Source organism: Nocardia sp. NPDC049707 (assembly GCF_040674855.1).
GTDB lineage: Bacteria > Actinomycetota > Actinomycetes > Mycobacteriales > Mycobacteriaceae > Nocardia.
This window is the reverse complement of sequence record NZ_JBFANN010000004.1, coordinates 197,187-213,816: the sequence shown is the minus strand read 5'-3', so window position 1 is coordinate 213,816 and position 16,630 is coordinate 197,187. Positions and strand designations below refer to the sequence as shown.

The 16,630-nt window shown below is 63.5% G+C and carries 11 protein-coding genes; 8 read left to right on the top strand and 3 right to left on the bottom strand.

Annotation, left to right across the window (positions count from 1 at the left end):
• Nucleotides 1–6: 6 nt before the first annotated feature.
• Complete coding sequence (locus AB0J29_RS06840) at nt 7–1,452, top strand: metallopeptidase (RefSeq protein ID WP_364780449.1); 1,446 nt, start codon at nt 7–9, stop codon at nt 1,450–1,452.
• A 79-nt stretch (nt 1,453–1,531) separates the two neighbouring features.
• Here the strand turns inward: AB0J29_RS06840 and AB0J29_RS06835 are convergent, their stop codons facing one another.
• Nucleotides 1,532–2,836, bottom strand: a complete 1,305-nt coding sequence (locus tag AB0J29_RS06835; protein WP_364780446.1) for an FHA domain-containing protein — start codon at nt 2,834–2,836, stop codon at nt 1,532–1,534.
• A 141-nt stretch (nt 2,837–2,977) separates the two neighbouring features.
• Between AB0J29_RS06835 and AB0J29_RS06830 the strand changes: the two genes are divergently transcribed.
• The 7 genes from AB0J29_RS06830 (at nt 2,978) to AB0J29_RS06800 (ending at nt 11,007) form a co-directional block, all read left to right on the top strand.
• On the top strand, nt 2,978–4,183 hold the full coding sequence (locus AB0J29_RS06830) for a hypothetical protein (protein ID WP_364780443.1): 1,206 nt from the start codon (nt 2,978–2,980) through the stop codon (nt 4,181–4,183).
• A 186-nt stretch (nt 4,184–4,369) separates the two neighbouring features.
• A complete protein-coding gene (locus tag AB0J29_RS06825) occupies nt 4,370–5,575 on the top strand; it encodes a hypothetical protein (RefSeq protein WP_364780440.1) in 1,206 nt (401 codons plus the stop codon).
• Between the two features lie 316 nt (nt 5,576–5,891).
• Nucleotides 5,892–6,773, top strand: a complete 882-nt coding sequence (locus AB0J29_RS06820) for a hypothetical protein (RefSeq protein WP_364780437.1) — start codon at nt 5,892–5,894, stop codon at nt 6,771–6,773.
• Nucleotides 6,774–6,821: 48 nt separating this feature from the next.
• Entirely contained in the window at nt 6,822–8,048 is a 1,227-nt protein-coding gene (locus AB0J29_RS06815; protein WP_364780434.1) for a hypothetical protein, read from the top strand.
• Between the two features lie 327 nt (nt 8,049–8,375).
• Complete coding sequence (locus tag AB0J29_RS06810; RefSeq protein ID WP_364780431.1) at nt 8,376–9,989, top strand: serine/threonine-protein kinase; 1,614 nt, start codon at nt 8,376–8,378, stop codon at nt 9,987–9,989.
• Between the two features lie 358 nt (nt 9,990–10,347).
• Nucleotides 10,348–10,683 (top strand): WXG100 family type VII secretion target, encoded by a 336-nt coding sequence (locus AB0J29_RS06805; RefSeq protein WP_364780428.1) that lies wholly within the window; start codon nt 10,348–10,350, stop codon nt 10,681–10,683.
• Between the two features lie 33 nt (nt 10,684–10,716).
• Entirely contained in the window at nt 10,717–11,007 is a 291-nt protein-coding gene (locus AB0J29_RS06800; RefSeq protein ID WP_364780425.1) for a WXG100 family type VII secretion target, read from the top strand.
• Nucleotides 11,008–11,104: 97 nt separating this feature from the next.
• On the opposite strand, the gene AB0J29_RS06795 is transcribed toward AB0J29_RS06800, so the two are convergent.
• Both AB0J29_RS06795 and eccCa read right to left on the bottom strand, forming a co-directional pair.
• Complete coding sequence (locus tag AB0J29_RS06795) at nt 11,105–12,553, bottom strand: type VII secretion-associated protein (protein WP_364780422.1); 1,449 nt, start codon at nt 12,551–12,553, stop codon at nt 11,105–11,107.
• Nucleotides 12,553–16,593, bottom strand: a complete 4,041-nt coding sequence (gene eccCa, locus AB0J29_RS06790; protein ID WP_364780419.1) for a type VII secretion protein EccCa — start codon at nt 16,591–16,593, stop codon at nt 12,553–12,555. The genes AB0J29_RS06795 and eccCa overlap by 1 nt, the downstream gene beginning before the upstream one ends.
• Nucleotides 16,594–16,630 lie beyond the last annotated feature (37 nt).

The window sequence follows — 16,630 nt, the reverse complement described above, 5'->3', positions numbered from 1 at the left end:
GGAGCCTTGCCGAAACTCCGAGCAACCGCGGTCATTGCCGTAGCAATATGCGTAATCACCATGTTGGCGGGCTGTACTCGCGCGGTGCAAGGTCGAGCGGTTTCGGTCTACGACGATCCGTTCAGGGTCGCCGGACTGCCCACCACAGGTGGTCCGAGCGGACCGCGCCCCGGCGTCCCCGATACCTCGCTCACCGCGGTCAATGGGGACAGCGGCGAAGTGGATGCCTTGGCGCTCAACGCGATCGAGGATATTCAGACATATTGGCGCGCCGAATACAGCAAGGACTTCGACGGCGAGTTCAAACCGGTCGACAAGCTGATCTCCTGGAGCGCGAAGGCACCGCGCAGCCAGTCGCTCGAATTCTGTAAGGAATCCACCTATCACCTGGTGAACGCCGCCTACTGCCGACTCGACAACTCGATCGGCTGGGACCGCTCGGTGCTGTTGCCGACGATCCAGGACACCTTCGGCAAGATGGCCGTGATCATGGTGCTCGCCCATGAATACGGACACGCCATCCAGACGCTGGCGAAAATCGTGCAGCCGAAGGATCCGGTGATCGTCAAGGAGCAGCAGGCCGACTGCTTCTCGGGTGCGTTCATTCGCCATGTGGCCGAAGGCAAATCCAAGCACTTCACCATCAATACCTCCGATGGTCTGAACTCGGTGCTTGCCGCGACCGTCGCCATTCGGGACTCCAATCCGGATGATCCGGAGAGCGTGCACGGTTCGGCGTTCGAGCGGGTCACGGCCGTGCAGATCGGTTTCACCGATGGCCCGAAGGCATGCAAGGCCATTGATATGCACGAGATCGAACGCCGCCGCGGCAATTTGCCGCAGAGCTTCAAGGACGATCCCGGCCACGGCGAGAATCCGATCGACAAGGACAGTCTGATCGAGCTCAGCAAGGCACTCGCCGTGATCCTGCCGCTGAAGAAGGCGCCGACCTACGACTATTCCGGCGCGAAGATCGACTGCAAGAACGGCGTTACCACACCGCCGGTTTCGTATTGTCCGGCCACGAACGCCATCGCGACCGATGTGCCCGCGCTCGCGCAGCGCGGCACCTCCGATGTCGATGACAACGATCCGTTGCCGATCAAGGTGACCGGCGATTACAACGGGTACATCGTCTTCATTTCGCGCTATACCCTCGCCGTCCAGCAGAGCAACGGTCAGCAGTTGGTCGGCGCCAAGACGGGATTGCGCGCGGCCTGCCTGTCGGGTGTGGTCACCGGCAAGCTCGCGCAACCGGGCCGGACCCAGGCGCAGGGCGATATCGTCTTGGCCGCGGGCGATCTCGACGAGGCGGTCTCCGGACTGCTGGTCGACGGGCTGGCAGCAAGCGATATACAGGGCCAGACCGTGCGGAGTGGGTTCTCCCGTGTCGACGCGTTTCGCGCGGGAGTCATGAACGGCGAAAAGACATGCATGTCACGATATTCGTGACCAATCGGACAGCCGGCACGACGCAGCAACCCTTCGCGTATCTCCTGAGCCCTGCGCGGTATTCGTCGAGTACTGACTCTCAGCCGAACGGCGGCGGGGCGGCCGGCTCGAAACGCAGGACCCGGTTGCCGATCATCACCTCGGTGCCGGGCGCCAGGAGCATCGGCTGATTCGGCGCCAACCGGACCCAATCGCGGTAACCGGGCAGGCGGGTGCGGGTGCCATTGGTGGACCCTCGATCCACCAGCGACACATCCCAATTCACCAGCCGCACCTCGGCATGCGCGCGGGACATCCCGCCCGAGGAATCCTCCACCTTCAACGGCACCATGCCGCGGCGGGCCTGTTCGGAGTGTTCCGGATCGCGGCCGAGGACCGCGTCCGCGGCCAGCATGTAGGTCATACCGTCGTCGAGGACCAACATGCCGAGCGGCGGGCGGACCACCTCGATCAGCTGCTGCGTCTGATCCACCGGCATCCCGCAGACCGTACAGAACGCCGAGCGCGGATCGCTGGGATGCGCACGCGCGCACTTGAATCCCATCACCTTGACGGTGAGGGCCGTGGCCTTCGCGGTGGCCTCCAGCCTGCGCTGCAGATCCGGATCCGGGCGCGGGGCCGGATTGGTGCCGCCCGTTTGGGTCGGCGCGTGATGCGAATCGACCGGTTCTTGTTCCCGGACCGAATCGAGCATCGCGGTCGACGCGCGGGTCTCGGTCAGCTGTGGTTCGGCCCCCGACTCCGGTTCGGGCCGGCGACGCTGGGTCGGGCCCGAGTCGATGCGCGCGGTCGGCGGCGGCGGTCGATGCGCGCCCGCCGGTCGCAGCGGTTCGGACCGGCCACGCACCGCGTCGGACCAGACGATCGCACCGCCCGCCTGCGCGATGCCCTCCACCAACCAGCCGATCCCCCGCTCGGCGGGCAGATCCGGAATGCGGCCCTCGGGTTCGTCGACGAAGAGCGCGACCGCCCTGGCGGGCACCGTCGCGACCCGGTCCACCGTGAAGGCCGCATCGCTGCCCCGATAGCGCTCGAGCGTGCCGTCGCCGGCGAGCACCGCGGTGACCGCACCGTGCAGGAAGATCGCCATCCCGCCGGTCTCGGCCGCGGACAGGATGCCGAAATCGATTGGCACACCGGGACTGATCTGTTCCGCATGCGTCATGAGCCACCGGGTTGCCGCGCGCGCGACCAGTGCGCCCGGCCCCTGCGGATGCTGTTCGGCGGCCTCTCGCACGAGCTCGGCCAGTGATCCCAACGCGACGACGGCGGGTGTGTCCGGAGTCAGGCGCGCATGCCCACGATGTGCGACGACCACCACCGCGCCCGCGACCCGGGCGACGGCGTGACCTCCGACAATGACCTCAACCTGCCGCTCCTTCAACGGAATCGGTCTTCCAGCGGTGCGCAGTGCGGGGTCGTCGCCACAATGACAAGGGTATTGCAATCGAAGCCCTAAGGGGTCCCTGTCCTTGTGTCCGTCCGGTAACTTCAGATGCACATCGGGACGAACGAGGGGCCTGTCATGGTTGGGACTTCGCGGATCGCGTTCGCCGTGGCTTGTATCGCGGTGAGCGGGGTGTTGGTCGGGTGCAGCGGCGTGCAGGGGACGCCGCTGGCGGCCGAACAAGATGTGCGCAAACTCGAGGTCGGCACCTATCCGGTCGATCGACACACCTACAACCAGGACGCGGGCAAGAACGGGGCGCTGGTCGAGGGCATGCGGATGTCGGAGGCGGTGGTCGCCAGTTCGAAGATCGACCCGTCGCTCAGCTATGGACGGGAAGGCAAGGTGCTCAGCAGCATCGACGATGCCGTCGAACATGTCGCATCAGCATCCAAGCCGGTGCTGGTGAACCGCAAATACCTCACCGGATACGCCACCAGCGGTTCGGATAAACCCGATCCGCGCGGTCAGACCCGACCCTCGGCCGACACCACGGCGATCACCGATGTCGTATTCCGGTTCCCGGACGAGGCTACCGCGAAAATCGCCGCCCGCGAACTCGAGGACGCCGATATCAATATCTCCCCCGACAACCGCAAACTGCCGTCGAGCAAATATCCCGACGCCTATATCCATTGGCGCCCGGGCGTTCCCAATATCGGAACCTTCATGGCGCACAAGGAGTTCGTCATCTCACTGTTCGTCGGGCGGCCCCGCGCGGACGGTCCCGACCTGCTCGACTGGGTCGAGAAAACGCTGGATGCCCAGGTCGGCGCGTTGGACAAGTTTCAGGCGACCCCGCAGGACAAGTTCAGCAGCCTGAAGGTCGACCCGGAGGGCATGCTCGGGCGCGTGGTGGTCGCGGATCGCCGGGGGCACACCCCGAATGCCGATAACTTCGCAATCTACGGGCCCAGTTATTTCGTCCAGTCGGCCGAGGACGAGTCCAAGACCCAGAAGCTGGTCGACGAGGTCGGGGTCGAACGATTCGCCATTGCCGACAACGGCTCGGTCACCCGCGTCCGGGACTATCCGGCCGCACAGAAGTTCATCGATGGGTTGATCGACGAGGTGCGCAATACCTTCGACCCGATCGACGCGCCCAAGGATATTCCGGGCGCAAAGTGCTTGCAGCTCAATAGCAAAGGCGATCCCGAGCGGCAGTACAAGTACCGCTGCTATGTCCCGTACAAGCGGTATGTCGGCGTGGTCACCAGCGATAAGGAAACGGATGTGCGGCAGAAGGTGACCGCGCAATACGCGCTATTGGCCAACAGCCTCTGAGACTGCGCTCGCTGACCGGGCCTTGGGCGTGCGATTGGCCCGCTCGACCAAATGCCCGCACTGTCCACCGCTCAAATGATCGACCTGCCATAGGATCCGGATCGACTGCTCGTTTCCGTCCCGATGCTGACGGTACTGCGTCGAGTAGGATCCGGCAGGAGGTAGGCCGACGGGACGGGGGGAAATGTGAGTATGCGAGGCGGATTCGTCACACTACTCATGGTGGGCGCCATGGCGAGCGCGAGCTGCGCTGGGAGTGTGACCGGGCATGCCGGACCAGGGCTGACGCCGGTGGATCCAAAGACCCTGAATACTGGCCCCTACAAGGCCGAACCGACCGCCTACGAACCCGACATCACCAGCTCGGCCGACGTGCGTAGCATCGAAGCGCAGCGGCTACTCAACTATCTAACTCCCTCCTACGAGATCGACAGCGACATCAACGTCCTCGGTGACATCAAGGTGTTCTTCGACGGCAATCAGCTAGCCGAGTCGAATACCTTCCCGGAGAAGTACCGATCCGCCGGAGTCGACAACAACCTACTGCTGGGGGTCTACGTCTCGCGGATCAACGAAAACCTTCGGAGCCGAAAGAAACTGATCATCTCGGTGCTGCGGTTTCCGACCGAAACCGCCGCGATGAAGGCTGCCAACGATTTCGACTCGACCACGAATTCTGATCCTGGCCGACACCAGGTTCCGATCTCTGGCCATCCGGATGCCAAGACGTCGTCACCGGATGACGTCACCGGTATTTCCTTTCTGGCACACGGCCCATACGTCGTCATGGCGAATGTCGGCATCCCGGAACCGAATCAGGCCGCACTGACCGAGGTCATCCGGAAGACGCTGGACAAGCAGATAGCTCGTTTGGACCAGACTCAGCCCACGCCGCTCGACGATATCCTCGACCTTCCCGTTGATCCGGACAGCATCATGCGGCGCGCGCTGCCTCGAGCATCCGATTACAGCGACCCCTACATCTACGACTGGGATTTCGGTCCTTTTCAGCCGACCGGCGAACTGCACTTCGAACGCAACCCGGCCGAAGTCGCAAAGGTATTCGACGAAAGCGGTGTAGATCTCATCGCACGACGCGGCGGGATCATCTATCGAACGAGGGATTTGTCGGGTGCCTTCCGCCTACAGTCCACGCTGACCAAAGCCGGCAAGAATGACGACGTGCTCGATCCCCCACCGGGTCTGCCCGACGCTCGGTGTGTGAAGCTCGACAAGACCGATCCATATCGTCTTTTCAACGGCCTGTGCGCTGTCGTGTACGGAAGATATGTCGGCGTGGTCATGTCGAAGATGCTCTCATCCGCTCGGGTCGACCATGCGCTGTATCAGCGTGCGGCTGCACAGTATTCGGTCCTGGCAAAGAGTGAGTAACGAGGCTGTCATGCGACTCCCAAACATTCTGCGCCTCCTGCTCGCCCTCGCGATTGCGACTACCGCCGGATGTGGCGGTACCGCCCACACGACTACTCCGACCATCGACACCTCGAAACTGGAGTCCGGTAATTACCCGATAGTTCCACGCGATATCGAGGCAATCCGAATATCGCGAACCGGGCCAGCACTGGAGGCGATCCGAATCGGCAATTCGACTCTACTGCCTTTCGATGTGGACGGAAGATACTCTTTCCAGCGACTTACCAACACTGATCGCAGAGTTACTCCGTTTGCCAAACCGACAGTATTCTCATTGAGCGATGAAGAATTAGCCGAATCAACTCGAGAGATGATCGCCGGATGGGACACCAGCGGCGAGCGCCGCAAGCAACCATCACTCGGTCGACAGGTCAACCTTTCCCTGCTACGGTTTCCGAACACCGTGCAGGCCGAAACCGCACTTCGCCGTCTGGCCGACCGACAATCCGAGAATTTGCCCGGCGATTCGGTACAACTACCCAAATTCCCGCAGGCACGCGCGAAATGGTCGGTCAGCAAGAAATATCTCGATGCATGGCTGACACACGATGTGATGGCGATATACGTGCATATCGAGGACCCGCTCAGTGAACCGGCGGAGCCAGCACCGCTTATCGACTTCGCACAGAAATACTTCCAAAAGCAGATCGAGATGCTGGCCAGCTACACTCCCACCCCGGTTGACCAGCTCGGATCGCTCCCCCTGGATGTGGACGGGCTCCTGAGCCGAACCTTGCCGCTAGAGGAGAAGGATCGGATCCGCAAGGATTACGACAACTCGATGGTCCTCCCCGTCCATGCAGCGCTACATTTCGAGAATCTACCCGGCCTTACTAAAGCCGCTTTCGACGATGCCGGCGTAGATTTTGTCTCTTTTTCCAGCGCAAGGCTCTTTCGCGCCCGTGATGCCGACAGCGCTACTCGCCTGCTGGCCGCTTTTGCGGACCGGGACTCGGATGGCTACCGGAAGATCGACAGTCCGCCGAATATGCCTGGCGTACGTTGCTTCGACAACAAAGACACGAAATCGACTTCCTCCCGTTATCCGCCGGTTTGCTATTTCGCTTACGACCGCTACGTCGCGCGGGTAACCGGCCACAACCCCCAGGAGCTATATCAGCGGACCGCAGCACAATACAAGCTGCTCGTACATTGATCACAGCTAGTAGGATTCCGCGGGAACCATGCGCATGAAGGGGAAGCGTTGAAGATCGCAGTGAAATCGATGCCGGTTCGGGCGATCTGGACTCTGCTCGCGGTCGGCGTCTCGGCGCTGGGCATTGTCGGTTGCGGTACCGAGGTCCCCGGCACCGCTACGCGGGTCCAATCCGATGCGTCCGAGCTCGATGTCGGCAACTACCAGACCAAGCCGCGCACAATCGGTAATGCCAAGAGCGACAAACAAGCTCGCGCGCGCGAGGCGCAGCGACTTGCCGACTACGTCGCCTTGCCCTATGAAGCAGATCCCACATATGTCGAAGACGTGTGGAGCCTTCGCTCGCATATCGTGCTCAACCGAAAAACCCTGGGCAATCTCGTTATCAACGATACTTTCGACGAGGTGGCCAAGGATCTGACCGCGGGTTGGGTCAATGCCTGGTCCACCGGCGGCGCGCCGGAGGACAAGCGGCGGACGCTGAACGTCGCGGTATTGATGTTCCCGGATGCGCAGACCGCGATGACGGTCGGCCCGATGCTCGAGCACGACGACTTCACCTACAACCGCGACAATCAACCGGTTCCGATTACCAAGCACGCCAACACAACCGCGCACTGGCGACCGGATATCTCTTCCATCGGCTCCTGGACTGTGCACGACCGGTACGTCATCTTCATCAAGGTTGTGGACGACACCTCCGCACCCGACCTCTCCGCGTTGACCCCCCAGGTCGAGCGGATGCTGGACGTGCAGGTTCCACTGCTCGACAAGTTCCACCCGACACCGGCCTCCGAGCTCGCGCACATACCGCTCGATCCTCCCGGACTCCTGGGACGGACGATCCCGAGCAATCCGGAGCAACCGTTGCGCGGCGAACCGGACGGGTTGTACGAGGGCCGCGGCATGCTGAGTCTCTTGAATTCCAAACCCACCACGATGGGGACCCTGGAGAAGGGCGAGGTCGATCTGGTCGCCTTCGGCGATGCGTCGGTATTTCGCAGCAAGACCGCCAAGGGCGCGGAGGCGCTCTGGCAGGAATGGCAGCCTTCGAAGAATCTGGCGGCGAACAAGAAGATGGTCGAAGCGCCTTCCGGACTCGGCGAACACACCGAGTGCTATGCGGATCTGGTCGGATCCGGCGATCAGCAAACCGTCGCCATGAATATCTGTGTCTTCCAAATCGACCGGTACACCGTACAGGCCTTCGGAAAGCAGTTGCAGGATCTCCATCAGAAGGTGTCGGCGCAATTCGCCTTGTTGACCAGCGTGTGAGGGCAATCTCGTGAGCAAGAGACTGTGAGCAGGCGCCGCATTGGCCTTGGCGCTCACCATGGCGACGGGCTGCTCGACCTCGATCATCGGGAATACGCAACCGGGTCTGACACTGGTCGGGCTACGCAATCCGAAGACCGGATCCAGGACATATCAAACGGGCGCCCGCCCGATACAAGATATTGCCAAGCGCGCGTTGAGCGGCCGGATATACCGTGCCCACCAGTGGGTACCTGACGAGATGCGAGTCGAATACCCACCGTCGACTTGCTAGATTTTTCCGAAGGCTCGCATGTCCGGGCGTTCGACATCGTTGAGGAGGAGCGAATGGCGTTGCGGCCCGGCGCAATCGTAGGCGGCTACCGGGTACTGCAGGTTCTCGGCAGCGGCGGCATGGGCACTGTCTACCTGGCGCAGAATCCCATTCTGCCCCGTCGCGACGCATTGAAGGTCCTCAGCGCCGATCTGTCCACCGATGACGAGTTCCGGGCCCGCTTCGAGCGCGAGGCGAATCTCGCTGCCGGACTTGATCATCCGAATATCGTCGCGGTCTACAATCGCGGTGAAGAAGCCGGGCAGCTCTGGATCGCCATGCAGTACGTCGATGGCGTCGACGCCGCGGACGAGGCCAGGAAGGGCCCGGCGGTGATGACGCCGCAGCGGGCGCTGCGCATCGTTTCCGAGGTGGGTAAGGGACTCGACTACGCGCATCGGCGCGGATTGCTGCATCGCGATGTGAAGCCGGCCAACTTCCTGCTCTCCGCCGCCGAGGAGGGCGATGAGGAGCGGGTGCTGCTCACCGATTTCGGTGTCGCGAAATCCGCCGAGGACGGCCAAGACCTCACGGCCACCGGCAATTTCATGGCCACCGTGGCCTACGCGCCGCCCGAACAGTTGGTGGGAACCAGCCTCGACCCGCGCGCCGACATCTACAGCCTCGGCTGCGCCTTTTTCAAACTGCTGACAGGCCAAAATCCCTACCCGTCGACCATGCCTGCGGTGGTCATGATGGGGCATCTGCACGAGCCGCCGCCGAAGCTGAGCGCTGTCCGGCCCGGTCTGCCGCCCGCGCTCGACGCGGTGATCGAGAAGGTGATGGCCAAGGACCCGGAGCAGCGCTATGCGACATGCCGCGAATTCACTCGAGCGGCCGAGGCCGCGCTGTACGGCAACCAGTTCCGGGCACCCGAGGCCGCATACTCGACGGACGCGCGCACGCCGATCCCCGGATACGGCACAAATCCCAATACGCCGATCCCCGGATATAGCACCGAATCCGGCACCCTGATCCCGGCGTACGCCGCGAATACCGGATATGGGCAGCCAACTCAACGCGAAACCACCGACCAGAGTCTCATAGCGACCCAGCGCAATGGCAACGGAAAGAATCGCTCGGGCGCTCGCCGTTTCCTTGTGCCCGCCATCATCACCCTGGTAGTCACAGCGGCCGTCGCCGCAGGCACCTTCTTCTTCACCAGACAGGGCAGGATCAACGACGCGGGCGGCCGCGACACATTGGCCCAAGTCCGCAGCGACTATCCGCAATTCGACGGAAAGACCATAACGGCCTTCAATTATGGCAATGCCACGCTTTCGGTAGCGCTGCATCCGAGCGCGCAGTCGAAATTCCTGCAGGACATCGGTTTCCGGTACAACACCAAGTACAAGGCTGTTGGAGACGAGAAATCACCGCGACAGCTGTCTGCGAGCAGCTACTCGATCGACATCGACACCGATATCGTCATAGTGCTGCGATCCGATAGCGAGGCGGGCAATGGCGGGCTGCGTGGCCTGCCGGGCTCGATACTGACCAGTTCGGCCAAAGTGGTCGTGGTGGATGATCCGGCGACCGTCCAGGCTTTCCAGGTCTGGACCGACCAATCGACGAATCTGTTGGCCGACAAGATGATCCCGACCATCGCCAAAGTCGTGACAAAGTAGTGCGCTGCCTCGGTGGACGTCGGTCGCGCGGTAGACGTGAAGCCGGGCCGTTCGGTAGGGTGTTCGCAGCCAGCCCACTAGCCAGTTCAGGTGGAAAAGCGAGCGAAGGGGGAAGGAGGGGAACGCCGGCAGCGACCGTTGTTGCGGCACCGCGGTACGAGATGTCCAGGGGGAGTTCATGCAGCCTCCATTCACGGTGCACCAGTCGGATAACGCGCAGGCGACCGGACGCACAGGAGCCCATCAGGTTTTCCGAGAACTGGATGGAACCGATCGCGCCTATGAAGCGTCCAACCATATGAACAGGTCAGCTGGCACCTGCAACGTTTGACCATCAGTAGAACCAGGAGGAGCCACAGTGGCTAACACCGGCAAGCTCGAAGCGAGTCCCGAACTTATCCGCCAGAAGGCCAAGGAGTTCCAGGAGCAGCACGACAGCCTGATGGCCGCCATCAGGCAGCTGAAGACCGACGAAGACAACATGACCAACGGCGCCAACTGGCAGGGTGCGGCCCGTGACGCGTTCAACGCGTTCATGGAGCGCTACTACTACCAGGCCGACAAGATGAACGACAAGCTGGCGGAGACCGCCGAGAAGCTCGTCAAGATGGGCACCTCGTTCCAGGACCAGGACGACGAATTCTCCAGCAAAGTCAATGCCCAGGTCTCCAGCCTGGACCTGCCCGCCGTCTGATCATCCCGACCTACACGCTAAGGAGACTGAACCATGAGCCAGACCATCTCCGCCCAGTTCGACGGCGTTGCCGAGGGTGCCAGGACACTCATCCGCCGCGCCGAGGGCATCCAGCAGGACCTCGAGGCCTTCCACAAGAAGGTCGAAGAGTACATCAGCGTCTACGGTTCCGGTGCCGCGAATGAGGCTTTCGGCCAGTTCCAGACCAACTGGAACCAGATGACCACCCAGCTGAACGTCACCCTGCAGGGCGCCGGTTCACTTGTCGACAAGGGCAACTCGGAGCTGCAGGGCACCGACGTCGCGCTGTCGAACATCTTCTGAGTTCGAACTCGGACAAATTCGAGCCCTCAGCGATTGTGCCGGGGGCTCGAATTGTTTATGCACCGAGTGCAGCGAAACCATACTGGGACAATATCGTTCAGGGATTGACCTGTAGCGAGGCCGCGAACTGCTCGCAGGGTTGTTTGATCGAGTCGGTGCCACCGAGGTACTGGCATCCGGTGCTGACCTGAAGTCCGTGCTCTACCAGCACATGCCAGCTCACCGTTGAACCGTCGCCTGGCTGTTCGGTGTAGGCGAGCCCGGACTTACCGCCGAAGACCACGTCGTGCTTCAGATCGCTCAGCTTGCCGTTCGGCTGCTGCTTCATCTGAGTTTCGAGATTGGCGGCGACCTGCTCGTATCCGGCGCCCGGGGCGACCGGGGTCTGGATCAGCGTAATGCGGGCACGGGCTCCGTCCGACGGGACGAGGTCGATCCGCGATTTGGTGGGGTCGACGGCCTGCGTCAGGCGCCAACCTGATGGGATCTGAAAGCGTACGCGTCCAGCGGTTTCCGATGATGACTTCGAGGTCGTCGGCGGCTGGGTGACCGGCGACTGTGCGGTCGTGCCTGCGACCGCTGATGGGCTCGGTGCCGCAACTTCGGGTTTGTCGTCCGAGCCGCCTGATGCGACGACCGCACCGACCGCAACCGCGGCGACCACCAGCGCTCCGGCGATACCAGCGATCGCATAGGCCTTGGTATTTCGACCGGGTGGCTGCATGGCCGCGGCCCGCTGACGCAGCGACTGCATCCACTCAGTGGTCGGCAGCGGGGCGACTTCGGGTTGATATTCCGGTTCCTGCTGTGGCCTACGCACCAGATCCGCGCCCGCGATCGGACGTACTTCGATCGCCTGGGTGCAGACCTGTTGCACACCCGACCGGATCAGGTCCAGCTTCGCCGGATCGGAAACCCCAACGGCCTGAGCAATATCGGCGGGCTCACCCGCGAGCACGCGATCGATGAGTTCGCACAGATCGTAGGAGGCAGTCGACTCCGGTTCGATATCGGCAACCGCGAGATTCGGTTCGTGCTCACATGATTCGATGTGAATGCCCTCGTGGCTGCGCACCACGGCGGTCACGGTGGTCGAGAGCGGGCCGAACTCCAAGACGAGCGTGCGGCGACTACGAGCGGTGCGGACATCGGCGACGACCGCGCGAATTGCCATGTCCTCGAACACCACATCCGCGGTGAAGCGGCGCGCCGCCTCGGCAAATATCGCTCGCCGACGAGCACCCCATTCGGTCGGGCAGACGACGGTGATCTGCGCACATGGCACCGGGACACCGAGGTTGCGCATGACGGTCCCGACCACCGACGCCATCACCTCGGCGACGCTCGGCACGCGCGGCAGCAAGGCGATCCGATCCGCCGCGACGTACTGGACGGCGGAGCTGACCTGCGTCGGCGGCGTAAGTGGCTCGCCGACAACGAGATCCCCGTTGCTGCCGAGCACCACCGAGGGCGGCACATCCCAATGGGTGGCCGGACCGCGCGCCCATATGCGGGCGTCGGTCACCACCAGATCGACGTTCGGCATTACTCGGCCGGCGGCATCCAGGCCAGCTGAATCAGGCCCTCGGTATTGCGCGTGACGTAGGTGCCTCGCCCAGGCGGTTTGATACCGGGTCGGGTGGTACCGAAGAGCACGCCCTCGTCCTTATTGCAGCTCATGACCAGTGCGGCCGAACCGAGATCCTTCATGCGCGCGACCGTCGCTTCGTACATGGCCCGGCTGGCACCACCGGAACGGCGCGCGATGATCACGTGGAAACCGAGGTCACGCGCATGCGGCAGGTGGTCGACCAGTACCGATACCGGGTTGCCGCTGGAAGACGCGACCAGGTCATAGTCGTCGACGATGACATAGAGCTCCGGACCGCGCCACCACGAGCGGTCGCGCAACTGCTGTGGCGTGACATCGGGTCCCGGTGTCCGCTGCGCGACATAGGCGGCGAGATCGGTCATGTTCTGGGTGAACTGCGGTGCGGTGGAACCGTATCCGGCGAGGTACCCGTCGGGCACGAGTCCCAGCATTGATCGTCGGTAGTCGCCGAGGATGAAACGCGCCTGATCCGGTGTATTCGAGGCCGCGATGCTCTCGATGATCGACCGGAGCAAGGTCGTCTTACCGCTTTCGGTATCACCGAGGACGATGAAGTGCGGGCTCTCGTTGAAGTCGAGGTAGACCGGAGCCAGCTCGGATTCGTTGATACCGAGCGGAATTCGCATGCACTTGGCTTCCGGATCGACCTGCGAGGGCCAATTGCCCGCGAGCTGCAGCAACTGCTCGCGCGGCAGCATTTCCGGCAGCATCCGGGCCGCGGGTGCGTGGCGGCCCGGGGTCAGGCGGGCGATGGTCGCCACCGCCTCAGCGACGGCTTGGCCGAGGTTGTCCTGATCCGCGCTGCCATCGATGCGCGGCAGACCGGTCAGCATGTGCAGGCACTCGGGCGTCATACCACGCCCCGGACGCCCCTGCGGCACAAGCGAAGCGAACTTGCGGCCGAGGTCGGAGTCCATGGGGTCACCGAGGCGGAGTTCGATCCGGGTGCCGATCTGGTCTTTCAGGGCGGGGCGGGCCTCGGCCCAGCGGTTGAGGGCGATGACGACGTGTACGCCATAGGAAAGGCCCTGTACCGCAAGGTTCATGATCGGCTGTTCGAGCGGGTCGAAGTCTTGGCGGACCGAGCTGAAGCCGTCGATCACCAGGAAGACATCGCCGAATGGATCCTCGTGAGCACCGGCTGCGGCCGGACTGCTGGCCGGGTCCATGGCGCGCAAGCGGCGGAATTCGGTCATCGATTCGATGCCGAGTTGCCGGAACCGTCCCTCGCGTTGACGGACGACCGTGGTCATTTCGGCAATGGTGCGGCGGACCTTGTCCTCATCCAGGCGGCTGGCCACCGAACCCACGTGCGGCAGGCCTTCGAGACTGGCCAGGGTGCCACCACCGAAGTCGAGGCAGTAGAACTGCACCTGTTCGGCGGTGTGGGTGAGCGACAAGGCCATGATCATGGTGCGCAGGGCCGTCGACTTACCCGACTGCGGGCCGCCGACAATCGCGACATTGCCGCGTGAGCCCGACAGGTCCACGACGAAGGGGTCACGGCGCTGGTCATAGGGGCGGTCGACGATGCCCATGGGCGCGCGCAGGGTGGCGACGGCGGAGTATTCGCCGGTGAGCACGCTGCGCGGGATGAGCTGGTCGAGGGTGGGGGCCTCGTCCAGGGGCGGGAGCCAGATCTCGTGGGCCGGGCGGCCGTGGCCCTGGATGCGGGAGGCCAGCATGTTCAGGTTGGAGATCTGTTCGCCGTCTTCGGACTGTGGCTCCGGATCGTGCGACGCCTCCGATGGCAGCGGGACGCGGTCGATCGCGCGGAAGTCGACGTGGGTTGCGGTGAAAGGGCGTGCCTTGATGTCGATTTCGCCGCCCGCGACACCGGCCTGGGTGACCTCGCGCTGGGAGCCGCCGCCGACGTAGGGGCCGGAGACGTAGGCAGCCTGGAAGCGCTGGATCTCACCGGAGTCGGATTTGAGGTAGCCACCGCCGGGGATTCCGGGCAGGTTGTACGCGTCGGGAACACCGAGGACCTGGCGGGATTCGTTGGCGGAGAACGTCTTCAGACCGATGCGGTAGGAGAGGTGACTCTCCAGACCCTTCAGCTTGCCTTCCTCGAGGCGCTGCGAGGCCAGCAGCAGGTGCACGTGCAGCGAGCGGCCGAGGCGGCCGATCATCACGAACAGTTCGGCGAAATCCGGATGCTGGGTGAGCAATTCGGAGAACTCGTCGAGCACCACGAACAGTGCGGGCAACGGGTCCAGATCGGCGCCCGCGGCCCGCGCCTTCTCGTATTCGGAGACATTGGCGAAGTTGCCCGCCTGACGCAGCACTTCCTGGCGGCGATTCATTTCGCCGGCCAGGGCGTCGCGCATACGGTCGACGAGGTCGGCTTCCTCTTCCAGGTTGGTAATGACGGCCGCGACGTGCGGAACACCGTCCAGCCCGAGGAAGGTCGCGCCGCCCTTGAAGTCGACCAGCACCAGGTTCAGCTGGTCCGGCGAATGCGTCGCCAGCAGACTGAGCACCAGGGTGCGCAGGAACTCCGACTTACCGGAACCGGTTGCGCCGATGCACAATCCGTGCGGGCCCATACCGCTTTCGGCGGCTTCCTTGATATCGAGTTCGATGGGCGCACCATCCGCGCCGACACCGAAGGGCACGCGCAGCCGCTCGCGGCCGTAACGCGGACGCCAGGCATGTTCGGGGTTGAACGTACCGATATCGCCGAGTTTCATCAGCTGGGTCCAGGTCGAGATCACTTCGGCGTCATCGTTTTCCACATCGCTGCTGCGCTGGGTCGCGGCGCGATACGGCGCGAGTCGACGCGCGACCTGTTGGGCCTGCTCCGGGCTGATCTGGTCGATCAGCGCGAAACGCTCCTGGTTGCCGGTGGCGCCGCGACCGACGCATTCACCATTCTCCACGACCATCTTGATACCGCGCGAAACCGCCAAACGCGGTGCGTAGCCGCACAAGTCGATAATGGTCACGCCTTCGTAACCGGATTCGCGAAGGTGGTCTTCTTCGGCCTCCAGCAGGCCGCCGTCGACGACAATGACGATATGCACCAGGTTGGCGTTGGCGGGCTGGTTGCGGGAGTAGCGAACGCGGTTGGCCAGCAACGGATGCAGGCCGGCGGTAGCCTCGCGAATCGAGCCGTAGAACATGCGCTGGGTGCCGATACCGTCCTGCGTGTCCGGATGCTGGGTGTGCGGCAGCCACTTGGTCCACTCCCATTCGCGGGCGGTGTCCGGGCCGCAGACGAGGGCGATGAGCACCTGGTCCGGCGCCTGGAACATGCACAGCTGCAACAGCATTGCGCGAGTCATATCGCGGGCCTCGGCCCGGTCGCCGTCGAGCGCGATGGTCGCGAAGCCCTTGACCGCGATCGCGGTCGGCAGATCGGGCACCGTGGAATGTGCGCGCACGAAGCGGCGCAGCGAGACCGCGGCGATCGGCTCCAATTCCTCGACCGGACCGGTCTCCGGCGCGACCAGGCGGGTGGCCAGACGCTGCCCGCCGGTGCCGATGCGGGCGTGGCAGAAGTCCTTGTCCCCGGCGCGACGTTCCCACATGCGGCTGGTACCGGCCAACATCCAGATCAGCGTCGGTTCCGGATGGCTCCACTCGACCGAGGAGCGCTGCTGGGCGGCGGTCTGGTCGACGTCCTTGCGGACCTGGTCGAGGTAGCGCAGATAGTCCTTGCGGTCCTCGTTCGCCTCGGCCGCCTTCTGCCCCTTGCCGCTGCCCTGACCGGCGAACATGCCGACCATGGAGACGACCATCATCATCGGGAACATCATGCTCATCGGGTTCGACGCGATACCGCCGCCCTGGGTGAACAGCAGCGCCATCATGCCGACCATGCCGACGACCATCACGACCGGCATCAGCTTCGATACCAGGCTGCCCGGTGTCACCCTTGGGATTTCGGGCGGCGGCTGCAGCGTGACCTCGCCACCGGGCGTGCGTGGCATCTCGCGACGCGCACGCCGCTGGAACCGGACGGTACTCATCGGACGAGATCCCCCTCTTCGCAAGCTGCGCCTTTTC